This window comes from Microcoleus sp. B3-A4 (genome assembly GCF_036705385.1).
In the GTDB taxonomy this organism is placed as follows: domain Bacteria; phylum Cyanobacteriota; class Cyanobacteriia; order Cyanobacteriales; family Microcoleaceae; genus Microcoleus.
In genome coordinates this window covers 24318-39286 of the sequence record NZ_JAUBUI010000029.1, presented here as the reverse complement: position 1 = coordinate 39286, position 14969 = coordinate 24318, and the positions used below count along the sequence as shown (strand labels likewise).

General features: G+C 52.1%; 19 protein-coding genes. 15 read left to right on the top strand and 4 right to left on the bottom strand.

Going from position 1 to position 14969, the window contains the following annotated elements; all coding sequences use genetic code 11:
- Positions 1-70: 70 nt before the first annotated feature.
- On the bottom strand, positions 71-553 hold the full coding sequence (locus tag QUB33_RS13985) for a GNAT family N-acetyltransferase (protein ID WP_333351232.1): 483 nt from the start codon (positions 551-553) through the stop codon (positions 71-73).
- Positions 554-639: 86 nt separating this feature from the next.
- The gene (locus QUB33_RS13980) at positions 640-1623 is read right to left on the bottom strand and encodes an AraC family transcriptional regulator (RefSeq protein WP_333351231.1); all 984 of its coding nucleotides are present in this window, start codon (positions 1621-1623) and stop codon (positions 640-642) included.
- 288 nt (positions 1624-1911) lie between these two features.
- On the opposite strand from QUB33_RS13980, the gene QUB33_RS13975 reads away from it, so the two are divergent.
- From QUB33_RS13975 to sufU, 14 genes are all read left to right on the top strand, one after another.
- Positions 1912-2430 carry a (R)-mandelonitrile lyase gene (locus QUB33_RS13975; RefSeq protein ID WP_333351230.1) on the top strand — a complete coding sequence of 173 codons (519 nt, stop codon included), beginning with the start codon at positions 1912-1914 and terminating at the stop codon, positions 2428-2430.
- A 15-nt stretch (positions 2431-2445) separates the two neighbouring features.
- On the top strand, positions 2446-3369 hold the full coding sequence (locus QUB33_RS13970) for a macrolide 2'-phosphotransferase (protein WP_333351229.1): 924 nt from the start codon (positions 2446-2448) through the stop codon (positions 3367-3369).
- A gap of 162 nt (positions 3370-3531) precedes the next feature.
- Positions 3532-4380: a 2Fe-2S iron-sulfur cluster-binding protein gene (locus QUB33_RS13965; RefSeq protein WP_333351228.1), complete on the top strand. Its 849-nt coding sequence runs from the start codon at positions 3532-3534 to the stop codon at positions 4378-4380.
- On the top strand, positions 4367-5359 hold the full coding sequence (locus QUB33_RS13960) for a xanthine dehydrogenase family protein subunit M (RefSeq protein ID WP_333351227.1): 993 nt from the start codon (positions 4367-4369) through the stop codon (positions 5357-5359). The genes QUB33_RS13965 and QUB33_RS13960 overlap by 14 nt, the downstream gene beginning before the upstream one ends.
- A gap of 18 nt (positions 5360-5377) precedes the next feature.
- Positions 5378-7594: a xanthine dehydrogenase family protein molybdopterin-binding subunit gene (locus QUB33_RS13955; RefSeq protein WP_333351226.1), complete on the top strand. Its 2217-nt coding sequence runs from the start codon at positions 5378-5380 to the stop codon at positions 7592-7594.
- Between the two features lie 13 nt (positions 7595-7607).
- Entirely contained in the window at positions 7608-7778 is a 171-nt protein-coding gene (locus tag QUB33_RS13950; RefSeq protein WP_333351225.1) for a hypothetical protein, read from the top strand.
- A 46-nt stretch (positions 7779-7824) separates the two neighbouring features.
- On the top strand, positions 7825-8301 hold the full coding sequence (locus tag QUB33_RS13945; protein ID WP_333338210.1) for a MarR family transcriptional regulator: 477 nt from the start codon (positions 7825-7827) through the stop codon (positions 8299-8301).
- A gap of 22 nt (positions 8302-8323) precedes the next feature.
- Complete coding sequence (locus QUB33_RS13940) at positions 8324-9052, top strand: nitroreductase (RefSeq protein ID WP_333351224.1); 729 nt, start codon at positions 8324-8326, stop codon at positions 9050-9052.
- A 222-nt stretch (positions 9053-9274) separates the two neighbouring features.
- On the top strand, positions 9275-10021 hold the full coding sequence (locus QUB33_RS13935; RefSeq protein WP_333191207.1) for an NAD(P)-binding domain-containing protein: 747 nt from the start codon (positions 9275-9277) through the stop codon (positions 10019-10021).
- A 155-nt stretch (positions 10022-10176) separates the two neighbouring features.
- Positions 10177-11106 (top strand): NmrA family NAD(P)-binding protein, encoded by a 930-nt coding sequence (locus tag QUB33_RS13930; RefSeq protein ID WP_333351223.1) that lies wholly within the window; start codon positions 10177-10179, stop codon positions 11104-11106.
- Between the two features lie 30 nt (positions 11107-11136).
- Positions 11137-11883: an NAD(P)-binding domain-containing protein gene (locus QUB33_RS13925; protein ID WP_333351222.1), complete on the top strand. Its 747-nt coding sequence runs from the start codon at positions 11137-11139 to the stop codon at positions 11881-11883.
- Between the two features lie 304 nt (positions 11884-12187).
- On the top strand, positions 12188-13327 hold the full coding sequence (locus tag QUB33_RS13920) for an XdhC/CoxI family protein (RefSeq protein WP_333351221.1): 1140 nt from the start codon (positions 12188-12190) through the stop codon (positions 13325-13327).
- A gap of 48 nt (positions 13328-13375) precedes the next feature.
- Positions 13376-13981 carry a nucleotidyltransferase family protein gene (locus QUB33_RS13915; RefSeq protein ID WP_333351220.1) on the top strand — a complete coding sequence of 202 codons (606 nt, stop codon included), beginning with the start codon at positions 13376-13378 and terminating at the stop codon, positions 13979-13981.
- Positions 13982-13988: 7 nt separating this feature from the next.
- Positions 13989-14441, top strand: coding sequence for a Fe-S cluster assembly sulfur transfer protein SufU (sufU, locus tag QUB33_RS13910; protein ID WP_333133461.1), 453 nt, complete (start codon positions 13989-13991; stop codon positions 14439-14441).
- On the opposite strand, the gene QUB33_RS29675 is transcribed toward sufU, so the two are convergent.
- Complete coding sequence (locus QUB33_RS29675) at positions 14442-14570, bottom strand: AraC family transcriptional regulator N-terminal domain-containing protein (RefSeq protein WP_445299523.1); 129 nt, start codon at positions 14568-14570, stop codon at positions 14442-14444.
- A complete protein-coding gene (locus QUB33_RS13905; protein ID WP_333351219.1) occupies positions 14530-14733 on the bottom strand; it encodes a hypothetical protein in 204 nt (67 codons plus the stop codon). Before QUB33_RS13905 ends, QUB33_RS29675 begins: the two co-directional genes overlap by 41 nt.
- Before the next feature lie 84 nt (positions 14734-14817).
- On the opposite strand from QUB33_RS13905, the gene QUB33_RS13900 reads away from it, so the two are divergent.
- Positions 14818-14943, top strand: a complete 126-nt coding sequence (locus QUB33_RS13900) for a hypothetical protein (RefSeq protein WP_333351218.1) — start codon at positions 14818-14820, stop codon at positions 14941-14943.
- Positions 14944-14969: the final 26 nt, after the last annotated feature.

The following is a 14969-nucleotide window of genomic DNA, read 5'->3' as shown; positions in this document are numbered from 1 at the left end:
CAAGACGAAATGAGCGAGCGCAAATCTTCTATGATGGGAGTAGAACAAGAGTTTGAGTGTGTGCAATTGCTTAGCTTTTAGCTTTATGCCAAGTCATCACTAGATACTTACGATCGTGTTCAACCCCATAACCAGTAGATAAAAACTCGTGTTTATTATAGAAAACAACCGCTATTTTATTCTCCTCATAGACTGGTAACTCAATAGGAGATTTGCAGTTTTGTTTAACCTGCTTCATCAATTTAGTTCCGGAGCCTTTGCGTTTATACTGTTTCAAAATATATAAAGAATTTAATTTTGTCTTATCCTTATACTCACGAGCAAAGGCAAATCCAATTACTACATCACCATCCACTATAACCCATGCTTTAATAGACCATTTCTTATTATTATCTTCACCTTTGCCATTCAATAAATTCTTTTCTAGATCATCTAGTTCTTTCTGTAAAGCATCATCAGGCACCAAGCCTAGTAATTTTTCTTCTGTTTTAAATATTTCTAAAACTTGATTAAGATGAATTGATTTATTATACTTTCTGATTTGTCCAACCATAGTTGATTTGTTCCCAAAATACAGTGAGCGCATTAAATGCCTAATGTTTTAGCGATTTCTGGTCTGATTAGGGCATCTTGAGGAGATCATGTTGAACTAGCAATCTCCCTAGCAGCTTCTCGCAGCCGCTCCATATCGCGCATTGGTGGTATACCAAAGAGCCGCTTGTACTCTCGGTTGAAGTGCGAGGAATCGTCATAACCCACACGGTAGGCAGCACTGGTAGCGTCAAGGTTTTGCCCCAGCATCAGACGGCGAGCTTCCTGGAGCCGCAGTTGCTTCTGGAACTGCAAAGGACTCATGGCAGTGACAGACTTGAAGTGATGGTGGAAGCTCGATACACTCATTCCCAGCTCTCGTGCGATGCTTTCAATCCGAAGCGGCTGGTTAAAGTCTTTACGAAGTCGATCGACTGCTCTAGCAATTTGGTGGGTAGAGCCACCCAGAACAGCAATATGACGCAGCCGACTACCTTGCTCTCCCATCAGCAGTCGGTAAATAATTTCCCGCTTAATCAGTGGTGCCAGAACATTAGCTTCAGCAGGGGAATCTAGAAGCCTGACAAGCCGCACCACAGCGTCCAAAAGATTTGTATCCAACGGACTTACGTTAATCGCTTTCACATTGGCATCCCTTTGTGGTGAGGGATCGCCCGCCTCAACCATGACTGAACCAACGACAGTGGGGTCGAGATCGAGGCGAAGGCCCAGGTACGGTTGCGCCTTGGACGCTTCCAGAATTTGGCTGGCAATCGGCAGTTTTACCGTAGACAGCAAATAATGCAAAGGGTCGTACAGATAGCGATCGCTGCCCAGAAGCACTTCTTTGCTGCCCTGAGCGATCGCACAAAAGGCAGGGATAGAGACACTATGAACGCATTCCGAAGGTGAGGAGGAGCGGTAGAAGTGCAATCCTTTCAGCGGCTCAATCGTCCCATCATGACGGATCGCCTGTGCAATCCGCTCAGTCAGTTCGTCTCTGTGGGCTTGCGCTCTGTCTGTCTCGCGCTTTGCCTGCTGGTCGTTCATTAACGACCTATCGGGCTTTTCACTCGGTTTGGCAGCGTTCATTTCTAAGTTTGCAGGATTGTACAACAATCTTAGACGATCGTTCTATTGCTTGCCGTTGAGGATTCTTAGAATGAAGCTAAAGCAATGAAAAACCATTTCGGCTTCTTGTAAGCATTCTGGATTTTTATACAAGACTAAACTCAGTTTTGATTGGGCAAGAGATTCCCCTACTGACAACCAAAAGGGCATCAAGGCGAACCTTGCTTCTTAAAAAATTCATCCCTATTGATAGAGCAGGCGATCGCGTGCTCGATCTCTACAATTCTGGTAGCCAAAGGAATTCAAACGATGAAACTGCTCACCGCAACGGTCATATCGCTTTCTCTGCTCGCTTCGGCCTCGGTCCAAGCAAATCCGGCAGGAACCGCCGAGGGGTCCGGTGTTCCCCAGACCTCGCCAATGCAAGATTCGCAGACAATCAACATCACGCGAAGCGGCTCTGTGCCCTCGCGGAAGGGGCCAGCCGAAAACTTCACGGGTTCGGTGCGCGTCGATCCTCTGTTCGAGGCGATCGCTCCAGCAAACACGTTTGGCGCCAACGTTACATTTGAGCCTGGTGCTCGATCGGCATGGCACACCCATCCGCTCGGTCAGATATGGATCGTGACAGCAGGTGTCGGGCGGGTGCAGCGCTGGGGTGGACCGATCGAGGAGATCCGGCCAGGAGATGTCGTCCGGATTCCGCCCGGTCAGAAACACTGGCACGGAGCCTCGCCAAACACCGCGATGACGCATATCGCGATCGTGGAACAGCTCGACGGCAAGAGTACCGACTGGATGGAAATAGATGTTAGCCAATGCTCATGAAGGAGCGAATTTAAAATGACTAAATCTGTTAGTGAAGACTACCAAATCAGGACAATACTTAGCATCGCCGACAAAAATGGCTTCATTTTGGACGCAGACAACTTAAATATTAACAAATCCGGAATGGACTTCATAACTACGTTTGCTACTGCCAAAGAGGATAATAGCAAATGGGTATTGCGATTTCCCAGAAGACTTGATGTTCTTGAGCGTATGTATTATGAAAGAGAAGTTCTTGAACTGGTTAAAAGCCAAGTCGATGTGAGCGTTCCCGTCTGGAAAATTGTTTCGGATGAACTGGTTGCCTATCCGCTATTAAAGGGAATTCCTGCCGGAACCATAGATCCAGATATCGGCGATTATGTATGGTACATCGATCCGAAGTCCCCGCCTGCTGTATACATTTCTTCGGTAGCAAAAACACTGGCGCAACTTCACAGAACACACATTGAGGTAGTGAAACAATTCAGTATCCGAGTTCAAACAGTCGATCGAGTGCGGCAATCTATGGCAGAGAATATGGAGAAGACCAGAGAACTGCTTGGTGTTTCTGATACACGCTGGGCACGTTGGCAGGACTGGATTGCCAATGATGCCTTGTGGCCTCAGCATTCGGCTTTGATTCACGGCGACTTTCACCCCGGTCATACGCTTGTGGACAAAGACGGAAATTTGATGGGACTAATCGATTGGACAGAAGCCGCAGTAAGCGATCCTGCCAAGGATTTCGTCTGTTTCTATGCCACCTTCGGCGAGCAAGTTCTCCAGGATGTGCTTGAGCATTACCAAACTGCTGGTGGGCTCGTATGGTCTTATATGAAGGAACACATCATAGAACTCTGGAATGCTCATCCCGTGGAATATGCCTTATTCGCCTTGCTAACTGGAAAGGAAGAACATATAGCCGGGGCGCGATCCTCTTTAGCTTGGAGTGGATGATATTGGTTCAATACGGGTGGCCGCCGAGATACCTGCAAATTGGGACAGGTTGTAAATAAATATTGCACAGAAGCGCCTTCGGTGGGTGCAGAGCGTTAGAAGAGCCGGCGCGAAAAACAAACACTTGTCCAGGGATTGTTTGAGAATTTTGCAAGGAGAATCATGGACGATAATCAAGAACGGAAAGATTTCAGTTCAACCGAGAGCGATTCGCAGCTCAGCGCGGACGAAGAAACACTGCTCGACCAACTCGGTATTACCGGCGCTGCTCGCCGCAAATTCTTGGGGCAAAGCATGGCAGCCCTACTCGGCACCTTCGCCTTCCACCTGCTGGCTAAAGAGGAGGCCTTTTCCACCCTCGCCGCTGCGCCCGACGCGGTGTTCGCCCAGACCGCTGGGGTTGAAAACGCCGTTAAGGTTCTTTTGAAAATCAACGGCTCGACCCAACGCCTGGAAGTGGATTCGCGCATGGCGCTGCTCGATGCCCTGCGCGAAAGACTTGGATTGACCGGCACCAAAAAAGGATGCGATCAAGGACAGTGCGGCGCTTGTACGGTGATCGTTGACGGGCGCCGCGTGCTTTCTTGTCTGACACTTGCCGCGAGTTGCGAGGGGAAAGAGGTGACGACCATCGAAGGGATCGCTGACGGCGACAATCTTCATCCGATGCAGGCGGCGTTCATCAAACACGACGGCTTCCAGTGCGGCTACTGCACGCCGGGGCAGATATGTTCGGCGGTGGCGCTTCTGGAGGAAGCCAAAAACGGCGACGCGAGTCACGTCACTGACAATTTGCGGACGAGCACGCAGAATGTAGCACTCTCTGATGAAGAAATCAGAGAACGCATGAGCGGCAATATTTGCCGTTGCGGCGCGTATCCGGGAATCGTGGCGGCAATCAGAGAAGTTCAGTCCGGGCGCGAAACAGCCCAGGCTTGGCATTTTGCCAGCGATGAAGAAATTGCCGTTGCATTATTAAACGAGGGGGGCAAAACCGATGCAACCGTTTAAATATTCCAGCGCCACCGATGCGGCCAGCGCCGTTGGCACCGTTTCCGCGAATCAAACGGCAAAGTTTCTCGCAGGCGGGACAAATTTGATTGATTTGATGAAAGAATACGTCGAGCGTCCCAGCGAAGTTGTTGACATCTCAGGTTTGAATCTGGCGGAAATTCGATCGACCTCGAACGGAATTTCGATCGGCGCCTTAGCCAAAAATACCGACACGGCCAACCATCCGCTGATCCGGCAAAATTACCCGCTGCTGTCAATGGCGATTTTAGCCGGCGCCTCCGCGCAGCTTCGCAATATGGCGACCAACGGGGGAAATTTAATGCAGCGCACCCGTTGCCAATATTTTTACGACATCGCTATGCCCTGCAACAAACGCGAACCCGGCAGCGGATGCGGAGCGCTTCAGGGGCTCAATCGCATTCATGCCATTTTTGGCTACAGCGACAAATGCGTGGCGACTTACCCGGGCGATATGGCGAATGCGCTTTATGCGCTGGACGCGGTAGTGAGGATTCGCGGCACGAACGGGCAAGAACGCACAATCCCGCTTCAGGATTTTCATCGCTTGCCGGGCAACACGCCTGAAAAAGATAACAATCTTCAGCATGGGGAATTGATCGTCGCGATCGAAATGCCGAAGAATAACTTCGCCAACAAGTCTTATTACTTAAAAGTTCGCGATCGGGCTTCCTATGCTTTCGCACTGCTTTCTGTGGCTGCTGCTTTAGAAACAAGCGGCAACACCATCAAACAGGCACGCGTTGTTTTGGGCAGCGTCGCGCATAAACCTTGGCGTTCGCCCGAAGCCGAAAGAGTTCTGATCGGAAAACCTGCGACCGAAACAACTTTTCAGGCTGCTGCCGAAGCGGCTCTGAAAGATGCGAAACCCCTTGAACATAACGGTTATAAAGTCGAACTCGGAAAACGCGCCATTGTTCTGGCTTTGCAGCAAGCGATGACGAGCGGTGCTACGTAACTAGGGAGGAGAAAAGAAATGGCAAGATACATCGGAAAAGAAATGAGCCGCGTGGACGGCGCAGCCAAAGTTACGGGCAAGGCTAAATACGCGGCGGAATTCCAAGTTCCCAATCTCGCCTACGGTTTTATCGTGCTGGGAACCGTAGCAAAGGGCACGATTAAATCAATCGACACGCGTGAGGCTGAAGGCGCCGCAGGCGTAATTCGCGTCTTCACGCACCTGAACGCACCGAAGCTTGGTCCGAAGTCTTCCACGGAGCAGTCCCCGCCCCGCGCCACCGAGGAGGAAGACAAGTCGTTTCGGGCGCTCCAGTCCGACAAAATCTTCTTCAATATGCAGCCGGTGGCACTCGTCGTCGCCGAGACATACGAGCAGGCACGTTATGCGGCACGTCTCGTTAAAGTGTCCTACAACTCACAGCAGCACATGACCGACACTGAGGCGGGGCGGACGATCGCGCGCGTCCCCACTAAAGAGCCGCCTCCGAAGCGGCGCGGTAATCCCGAAGAGGCGATGCGCGCAGCGGCCGTGAAGGTAGAGGCCGAGTACCGCATCCCGATCGAGCACCACAACCCCATGGAGCCGCACGCGGCGATCGCGGTCTGGGAAGGCGACAAGCTAACGGTCTTCGACAAGACGCAGGCGGTCTATAGCGTGCGTACACATTTGGCTTCGAGTTTCGGTCTGCCCGAGGAAAACGTGAGTGTGGTCTCGCCCTTCGTCGGCGGGGCGTTTGGAGCGTCGCTGCGCCCGAACTATTATCCGGCGCTGACAGCGATGGCAGCCCGCGAACTCAGGCGCCCAGTCAAGGTTGTCTATACGCGCACGCAAATGTTCACTGGCCACGGTTATCGTCCGCACACGATTCAGAAGATCGCGCTCGGCGCGGAGCGATCGGGAAAGCTCTCGGCGATGATTCATGAAGCCGTGCACAACACCTCCACCATCGAGGAGTTCTCAGACAACACCACGGGTTTCACGCGCCAAGTCTATGCGTGCCCGAATCTCTATGCGCCGCTGAAGATTACCAATACGGACCTCGCCACCCCGACCTGGATGCGCGCACCGGGGGCCGTTAGCGGTATGTTCGCGCTCGAATGTGCGATGGACGAGCTGGCCTACGCGCTGCGGATCGACCCGCTCGAACTTCGGCTGATCAACTATGCCGAAGTAGACCCCGAGAGCGGCAAGCCATTTTCGAGTAAGGCGTTGCGGGAGTGCTACCGGCTGGGCGCGGAAAAATTCGGTTGGAAGAATCGCAAGTCCGAGCCCCGATCGATGCGTGACGGACGCCTACTCGTCGGTTGGGGAATGGCGACCGGCGTCTGGGGCGCTTTCCAGATGCCTGCTGCTGCCCTCGTCACGCTGCAGGTGGACGGCACGGCCAAAGTCGCAAGTGCGACCAGCGACATCGGACCTGGCACCTACACGGTGATGACCATGATCGCTGCCGAGTATCTGGGGCTGAAGTTGGAGCAGGTGAAATTTGAACTCGGCGACACAAAGTTCCCTCGGGCACCGTCGCAGGGGGGCTCTTGGACGACGGCGAGCGTCGGCTCGGCGGTGCGCGGGGCGGCTCTGGCGATCGGCACGAAGTTGCTCGCCCTCGCGAACCAGGAACCGAATTCTCCGCTCAAGGGGGCAGCCTCTTCCGATGTCGAGATGCTCGACGGGCAACTGCGACTAATAAGCGACCCGAATCGTTCCGTCAACATCTCCGCAGTGATGAAGCGTAATAATCTCACCGCGATCGCGGAAACATTCGAGTCGCGTCCCTCAGAGGAGCGCGAGAAGTATGCGACGTTGGCGCACGGCGCGCAGTTCATTGAAGTGAAGGTCGATCCGGATGTGGGGACTGTCCACGTTACGCGCGCCATTGAAGTGACTGCCTGCGGCAAGATCATGAATCCGAAGGCCTCGCACAGTCAGGAAATCGGCGGCGTTGTCTGGGGCATTGGTATGGCGCTGCAAGAGGCGACTGAAATCGACCACCGTTACGGGCGGATTATGAATCCGAATTTGCAGCACTATCACGTGCCGGTTAATGCCGATGTCTTGGAGATCGATACGATATTCGTTGAGGAGGAGGATAAAGTCGTCAATCCGCTCGGTGTCAAGGGAATGGGCGAACTCGGCATGGTGGGCATCCCGGCGGCGATCGCCAACGCTGTCTTTCATGCCACGGGCAAACGCATCAGGGATCTGCCGATTACGCCGGAAAAGCTGCTTTGAGTGATGTCCTTGGATGATTGAAGTGCCAGCGGTAGTCGAGGCGATCGCAAACGCGAACCTCAGGGGGAACGGTGCGTGCTGGCAACGGTGGGCAGTGTGGCAGAATCTTCGTTCCCTCGCCTTGGTGCAAGGCATGGGAATGGGTGCAAGACAGGCCCAGAAAAAAGTTAATTATATGTATTGAACTATTATGTAGTGCGCTATATAATAGTGGTTGACTGGATTTTTAAATGGATAACAACTCGAACATCAACCAACGGCGACAGGTGGGGAGGCAGCTTTCGTTTGCCCTCTATAGTGCGTCGAACCGGGTCATTCGGCTTCATAGACCGTTTCTTGAGCCTTTGGGCCTGACCTATCCTCAGTTTCTCGTCATGCTGGCTCTCTACGAGGGCACCCCGCGCACTGTTGGGGAAGTAGGGCAAGAACTCGGTATGGATAACGGAACCTTGACGCCCCTCTTAAAGCGCCTTGAGAGCGCGGGGTTGGTGACGCGCACCCGTGACCTGCAGGACGAACGCCGCGTTCTTATCGATCTGACAGAAGCGGGCGAGGCACTCCGCGAGGCAGCGTGCTCGATCCCTGAAAAGATCGAGACGGCCTGCCGTCTCTCCGATGAAGACCTTGCCGAGCTTCGCGACACCTTGAACGGGCTGGCAATACCCCGTTCAGCCAAGGCTCTCGACCACGAACCACCTTCCAACTGACACCATCTTTTGAGGTTTCACGATGTCAAACGCAACACACCTTTCAAACGGTCTCATTGAATTAGAAAATGAACCATCACAAACGCTCTCTTTTGAAGAGACAGTTCGAGCGCGCCGCTCATTCCGCTCATTTTTACCAACACCCGTCCCTAACGCTCAAATTTTGCAAGTCTTGGAAGATGCACAATATTCTCCATCGAATTGCAACACGCAGCCGTGGAACACACACATCGTTTCGGGCGAAAAGATCAAAGAATTGGGCCGCATTCTAACCGAGCAAAACGAAGCGGAGAATTTCACGCCGGATTTTAGCTTCGATATGGAGTGCTTTTATGGCGCCTATAGTGAACGCCGAATTGAACACGGCAAAACCTTTTATGAGGCGATGGGTGTGGCGCGGGGCGACAAGATCGCGCGTCATAAAGCCGCTGCAAAAAATTACACCTTCTACGGTGCACCTCATGTCGCTCTGCTCTTCATGCCTTCCTTTGGAGATAATGTGCGCGTTGGCGGTGACATTGGAATGTATGGCCAGACGTTTTTGTTGTCTCTGACGGCGCGCGGTTTAGGAGGTATCCCGCAGACCGCCATTGGCTTTTTTGCACAGACCATCCGCGAATATTTGGGTATCTCCGATGAACTTAAGCTGATGTTTGCCATTGCGTTTGGCTATCCAGACTTCACAGCACCAGTCAACAGTGTTCGGATGGGGCGCGTTCCCGTCTCAGAGAGTGTGACCTTTCACCATTAAAAAATGTTCGGATGAGGATGATTGGTCATTTAACAGATGTAACCCACAGGCCAGAAGTAAAAGTCGCGCTGGCGCAGGCTGACGCCGGGCAGATTGCTGGCTACCGCGCGCCCGGCGGACGAGGCCGCGCGCCCCTACTTCGAGAATCACTCGGGCTAAGACCGGCCCAAATGATGTACAGCAGTGGAATGAGACTCTTACCCAGTACAAGGAAATCTTTTTATGAAGATAGGCATTCTTGGCACGGGCCATATCGGCACGACGCTGGTGACAAAACTGAGCGCGGCCGGACACGACGTGAAGGTCGCCAATTCGCGCGGTCCCGAGACAATCGACGTCGACATCCTCAAGAACGGTGCCCGTGCGGTCACCTCCGCGGAGGCGGTCACACGGGTTGATGTGGTGATCATGTCCACGCCGCTTGGCGCCATCCCCCGGATCGCACCACTGTTCGCAGACGTGCCCGCCGAAACGGTGGTCATCGACACGTCCAACTATTATCCCAAGCGTGACGGCGAAATTGCGGCGATCGAAGGCGGGCAGGCCGAGAGCGAGTGGGTCGCCGAGCAGATCGGTCGCCCAATTGCCAAGGCGTGGAACGCGATCACGTCCGCATCCTTCGCCGACAAGGGCGCGCCTGCAGGGGCAGCGGGTCGCATCGCAATCCCCGTCGCCGCCGATGGCGACCGGGAGCGCGACGTGGCGATGACGCTGGTCGACGAAACCGGTCTCGACGCGGTTTATTCAGGCACGCTTGCCGAGTCCTGGCGCCAGCAGCCCGGATCGCCCTGTTACTGCACAGACCTCAGCCGCGAGGAGATGCCTGCCGCGCTCGCCTCGGCGGAACGTGAGCGCTTGCCCAGGCGCCGCGAGCTTGCGATCGAGGCGATCATGGAGCGGGTGGGTGATAGCACTACCAACCCTGATTCTGACTATGCCGTGCGCCTGACCCGCGCGCTGTTCATGTGAAGGCGGTCATGGGCTGGAGAACAACTTCCTCGCCCGTCACGCCGATCGTCCCGACCGACGACAACAGTGAGACGTGACATGGCTCGTCACACGATCATCGAGCCGCGCCACGCCTCTTCCCGTTCGACATCCACACAAACAAGCGGAGAGCAATCATGGCGACCGACAACAGCCCACTCATCTTCCTTATGGGCGTCACCGGCCAGACCGGCCGCTTCATTTTGGAGGATTTCGACCGAAACCCGAGCGACGCACGCATCCGTATCGGGGTGCGTAAGCAGGAGGATCTGGAGCGGTTGCGGAATGAAGGTCGCGACGCGGTGCTGTTCGACCTCGACGATCCGCGCACATTCGGGCCCGCGCTCTGCGGTGTGGATCGGCTCAATATCCTGACCGGCTACACGATCGCCATGACGCACCAGACAAAGACGCTGGTCGACGCCGCCAAGAAGGCGGGGGTGAAGCACATCGTCAATCAGGGCGTCTTTGCCAACGACGACTGCACCGACTCGAAATTCTCCTGGTTCGCGCTGGTCGAGTGCTACATCGAGGCCAGTGGCATACCCTGGACGCATCTGCACCCCAATATGTTCATGGATGGAATGTTGAACGTGTCGCCGCCGACGGGCGGTTCGTTCCCGGTGTTCTGGGGAGAGCAGCGGGTCGGCTACATCGCCGTTACAGATATTGCGGCGGTCACGGCCAAGGTCTTGCGCGACGGACCCGAGAACCACGCCTCGAAGAACTATTATCTCAGCACCGAGACGATGACGGGGCCCGAACTCGCCATCATGTTGAGCGAGGTCATGGGTCGCACGATCACCTGCGACGTGCGCCATCCAGCGGACATGGAAGCCTTGTTCAATGCGGGCGGGTTGAAGGTCGAGGACTGGTACGCCAAGATCTCGATAGAATTCTGCACGCAACTGGCCGACGGGCGGCTGGGCTATTTCGGCACGGTGCGCGACGACATCCCATATCTGCTGGGTCGGCCCGGAACCAGTTTCCGTGCTTGGGCGACAGCACACCGGGCCGAACTGCTCGATCTGGTTGATCGGCGCGCCGACGAAACTCCCACGGAATAACCCTCTTACCCAATACAAGGAAATCGTTTTATGAAGATAGGCATTCTTGGCACTGGCCATATCGGGAAGACTTTGGCAGGCAAACTCAGTGCGGCCGGACATGACGTGAAGGTGGCCAACTCTCGCGGCCCAGAGACGATCGAGGCCGATGTGCTGGCTTTGGGCGCACGCGCGGTCTCGACGGCCCAAGCGGTGGAGGAAGTTGACGTGGTGATCCTCTCGATCCCTCTTAACCGCATTCCCACAATCGCGCCGCTAATCGCCAACCTACCAGCCGAGACAGTCGTCATTGACACGTCGAATTACTATCCCCACCGCGACGACAAGATCGATGCCATCGAGGCCGGGCAGGTTGAGAGCCTTTGGGTTGCCGAACAGCTAGGCCGGCCGATCGCCAAGGCGTGGAACGCGATCGGGTCTGGCTCCTTCGCCACCAAGGGCAAGCCTGCTGGAAGTCCTGACCGTATTGCCCTCCCTGTGGCTGCTGACCGCGAGAACGATCGCTCCGTGGCGATGGCCCTCGTCGAAGACACCGGGCTTGATGCTTTCGACGCGGGCACGATCGCCGATTCGTGGCGTCAGCAACCAGGCACGCCCTGCTATTGCACCGATCTCACGCGCGAACAGATGGCGGCAGCCCTGGCATCTGCCGACGCATCACGATCGCCAAAGCGCCGGGACTTAGCAGTTGCAGTGATGCAAGAGCGTCTTGGAGACGCCACGACAAATCCGGATGCCGATTTCGGGGTTCGTCTGAGCCGTGCGATTTATATGTAACGTGAGTTCGGGATAAGAAAGGGACAAGCAAGTAAGCTAAAAGTCATCACACCAAAGCTTTACACGCTCGTCCCATGATTAGTTTAGAAGAAGAATTTTGCAGGATTGTACAATAACTTGCAAGTATCGTTATATCGTCCCCTATGCTGAAGTCCTTATAATCAAACTTAAACAGTGAGATAAGCTGTTGCGGCATTTAAATTGTAGGTCAAAAAAAATTAAAGTCTTGTGGGGTGGGCGTCCCGCCCGCCCTGAATATACAATTTAAATGCGCTACAGCTTACAAAAATTTTTAGGCTGACCAATGAAAGAACTACACGATATTAAGGCTGCTTTAGAGCAAGTAAAAGACACCACGAAAAAGCTAGCATTGGCAACTTTAGTTAAAGTGGAAGGTTCAACTTATCGCCGTCCTGGTGCGCGAATGTTGATGAGTGCAGATGGCTTGATAGTAGGTGCAATTAGCGGTGGCTGTTTGGAAAGTGATGTATTTGAGAAAGCACAGCAGGTAATGAACACTGGTAGTCCCTGTGTGGTTAAGTATGACTCCACCTCCGAGGAAGATTTAATTTGGGGATTGGGGCTTGGCTGTCAAGGCATTGCTTATGTTTTGATTGAATCGTTGCCAGTAAACGAGCCGAACCAAATTAGTTTTGTTCACAAATGCTTTGATGCTCGGTTTGAGTGTGCTATTGCAACTGTATTTAATATAGAGGGTGAAAGCAAATCTCAAATAGGCGATCGCTTGCTACTAAATTCAGATATCATCAACCACATCAGCGATGAGGAATTAGCAGCAGCGGTTTTAAGGGATACACAAGCAGCACTTCAACACAAAACCTCGGTAGGGAAACAATATCAGTTAACAGGCGGGAAAGTTGAAGTTTTTATTCAAGTCATTGGGCCGCCGCTGTCGCTGGTAATTTTGGGTGCTGGGTATGACGTTCTTCCCGTTGTTCGCTTTGGCAAACAGTTAGGATGGCATATTACTGTAGTCGATCACCGCCAACGGGAAGCAAGCCGAAAGCGTTTTCAAGAAGCCGATCGAGTTAAATTTTGTTCTCCTCAGGATGTATTAAAAAACATCGAGATAGATGAGCGTACTGTTGCTGTAGTTATGACTCATAATTATTTAGACGACCTGGAATTGCTGAGAGTGTTATTGCCTTCTGGCTTAAAATACTTAGGTGTACTTGGCCCTAAGAAAAGAACAGCCCGATTATTGCAAGAACTACAAGAAGAAGGAGTTATCCCGACTCCACAACAGGAACAAAATTTATATAGTCCGGTGGGACTCGACATTGGGGCAGATAATTCCGAAGAGATTGCTCTGGCGATAATCGCCGAAATTCAAGCAGTAACAGCAAAGCATCAAGGCGGTTTTTTAAGAAATCGCACTGTACCAATTCATGATTCAATCAATAGTCAATTATCAAAAAATTAATGGCTAATACGAGTATGTTTTTAATAATCAAAAATCAAAAAATTCGGTATGGTCTTTAAAATTGGTCTAGTTATTCTCGCTGCTGGCTCTGCAACCCGCATGGGAAGACCAAAACAATTGCTTTCTTATCAAGGACGCAGCCTGATACTCCATGCGGTTGAAGTTGCCTTAGCTTCTCTGTGCCAACCTATCATAGTAGTCCTGGGAGCTTATGTAGAACAAATTAAACCGGAACTAATGCCAAAGGCAGTGCAAGTTGTAGAGAACTCCCAATGGCAAGAGGGAATGTCTTCTTCTATCCGCGCTGGTATTAGTATGCTACTGAAAACTAACTCTAAAATTGATGCAGTTATCATCTCACTTGCAGATCAGCCGCTAGTTTCTACCCAAATTTTCAATCAATTGATTCAGTCTTATCAAGAAACAAAAAAAGTAATTATTGCCTCAAAGTATAACGAAACTACAGGCGTACCTGCCCTGTTTAGCAATGCCTTATTTCCCGAACTGATGCAGCTTGAAGGAGATAAAGGTGCAAAAGCGTTAATACAAAAATATATACATACAGGATTGCTTCTGCTAATACCCGAAGCTGCGATTGATATTGATACCCCGGACGATTACAAGCAGTTGCTATTAAATAATTTTAAAGAGTGAAGAGATTATGAAAACTAACGATCGCCAAATTTACCAACAAGTAATTTTGACACACGCCAGAAAACCGCAAAACAAAGGAAAAACTGACCCAGTACACCGTCAACACCGAGGAGAAAATCCCTATTGCGGTGATGTGGTTGATTTAACGCTGCTACTAGATGAAGCAGAAAGTAAAATTGCAGATATTAAATTTGAAGGCGCAGGTTGTGCTTTGTGCCTTGCTTCTGCTGACTTAATGGCGATCGCTATCAAAGGTAAAACTATTTCACAGGTGCTTTTAATGGTAGAACAGTTCCGCGAGATGGCAGCGGGAAATACTCAGTTTGAGCCTCCGTTGGAGAAACTCAATATCATGCAAGGTGTTTCCCGATATCCGATGCGGGTTAAGTGTGCAACTTTGGCTTGGCATACCCTCAAAGCGGCGCTGAGTTCGGTTGAAACTAGGAATGAACAGGTATAGTTAGCATCCAACAGAAGCGCGATCGCTGCCCAGAAGAACTTGTTTGCTGCCCTGGGCGATCGCACAAAAGGCAAGGATAGAGACACTATCAACGCATTCCGAAGGTGAGGAGGAGCGATTGAAGTGCAATCCTTTCAGTCAGCGGCTCAATCGTCCCATCATGACGAATCGCCTGTGCAATCCGCTGGGTCAGTTCGTTTCTGTGGGCTTGTGCTCTATCTGCCTCGCGCTGTGCCTGCTGGTCGTTCATTAACGACCTAGCGGACTTTTCAGTCGTTTTGGCAGCGTTCATTTCTAAGTTTGCAGGATTGTACAACAATCTTAGACGATCGTTCTATTGCTTGCCCTTGAGGATTCTTAGAATGAAGCTAAAGCAATGAAAAACGATTCCGGCGAATTGCAAACGTCTGGATTTTTATACAAGAGAAAACTCTGTTTTGATTGGGCAAGAAACCTGCTGAGTGACAACCAAAATGTCCTCAAAGCTAACCTTGCTTCTTAAAAAATTCATCCCTATTGATAAGGAAA

Excerpts from the sequence above, each read along its gene's own strand:
- QUB33_RS13985 (WP_333351232.1), bottom strand. The coding sequence starts at position 553 with ATGGTTGGACAAATCAGAAAGTATAATAAATCAATTCATCTTAATCAA.
- QUB33_RS13980 (WP_333351231.1), bottom strand. The coding sequence starts at position 1,623 with ATGAACGCTGCCAAACCGAGTGAAAAGCCCGATAGGTCGTTAATGAAC.
- QUB33_RS13975 (WP_333351230.1), top strand. The coding sequence starts at position 1,912 with ATGAAACTGCTCACCGCAACGGTCATATCGCTTTCTCTGCTCGCTTCG.
- QUB33_RS13970 (WP_333351229.1), top strand. The coding sequence starts at position 2,446 with ATGACTAAATCTGTTAGTGAAGACTACCAAATCAGGACAATACTTAGC.
- QUB33_RS13965 (WP_333351228.1), top strand. The coding sequence starts at position 3,532 with ATGGACGATAATCAAGAACGGAAAGATTTCAGTTCAACCGAGAGCGAT.
- QUB33_RS13960 (WP_333351227.1), top strand. The coding sequence starts at position 4,367 with ATGCAACCGTTTAAATATTCCAGCGCCACCGATGCGGCCAGCGCCGTT.
- QUB33_RS13955 (WP_333351226.1), top strand. The coding sequence starts at position 5,378 with ATGGCAAGATACATCGGAAAAGAAATGAGCCGCGTGGACGGCGCAGCC.
- QUB33_RS13950 (WP_333351225.1), top strand. The coding sequence starts at position 7,608 with ATGATTGAAGTGCCAGCGGTAGTCGAGGCGATCGCAAACGCGAACCTC.
- QUB33_RS13945 (WP_333338210.1), top strand. The coding sequence starts at position 7,825 with ATGGATAACAACTCGAACATCAACCAACGGCGACAGGTGGGGAGGCAG.
- QUB33_RS13940 (WP_333351224.1), top strand. The coding sequence starts at position 8,324 with ATGTCAAACGCAACACACCTTTCAAACGGTCTCATTGAATTAGAAAAT.
- QUB33_RS13935 (WP_333191207.1), top strand. The coding sequence starts at position 9,275 with ATGAAGATAGGCATTCTTGGCACGGGCCATATCGGCACGACGCTGGTG.
- QUB33_RS13930 (WP_333351223.1), top strand. The coding sequence starts at position 10,177 with ATGGCGACCGACAACAGCCCACTCATCTTCCTTATGGGCGTCACCGGC.
- QUB33_RS13925 (WP_333351222.1), top strand. The coding sequence starts at position 11,137 with ATGAAGATAGGCATTCTTGGCACTGGCCATATCGGGAAGACTTTGGCA.
- QUB33_RS13920 (WP_333351221.1), top strand. The coding sequence starts at position 12,188 with ATGAAAGAACTACACGATATTAAGGCTGCTTTAGAGCAAGTAAAAGAC.
- QUB33_RS13915 (WP_333351220.1), top strand. The coding sequence starts at position 13,376 with ATGGTCTTTAAAATTGGTCTAGTTATTCTCGCTGCTGGCTCTGCAACC.
- sufU (WP_333133461.1), top strand. The coding sequence starts at position 13,989 with ATGAAAACTAACGATCGCCAAATTTACCAACAAGTAATTTTGACACAC.
- QUB33_RS13905 (WP_333351219.1), bottom strand. The coding sequence starts at position 14,733 with ATGAACGCTGCCAAAACGACTGAAAAGTCCGCTAGGTCGTTAATGAAC.
- QUB33_RS13900 (WP_333351218.1), top strand. The coding sequence starts at position 14,818 with ATGAAAAACGATTCCGGCGAATTGCAAACGTCTGGATTTTTATACAAG.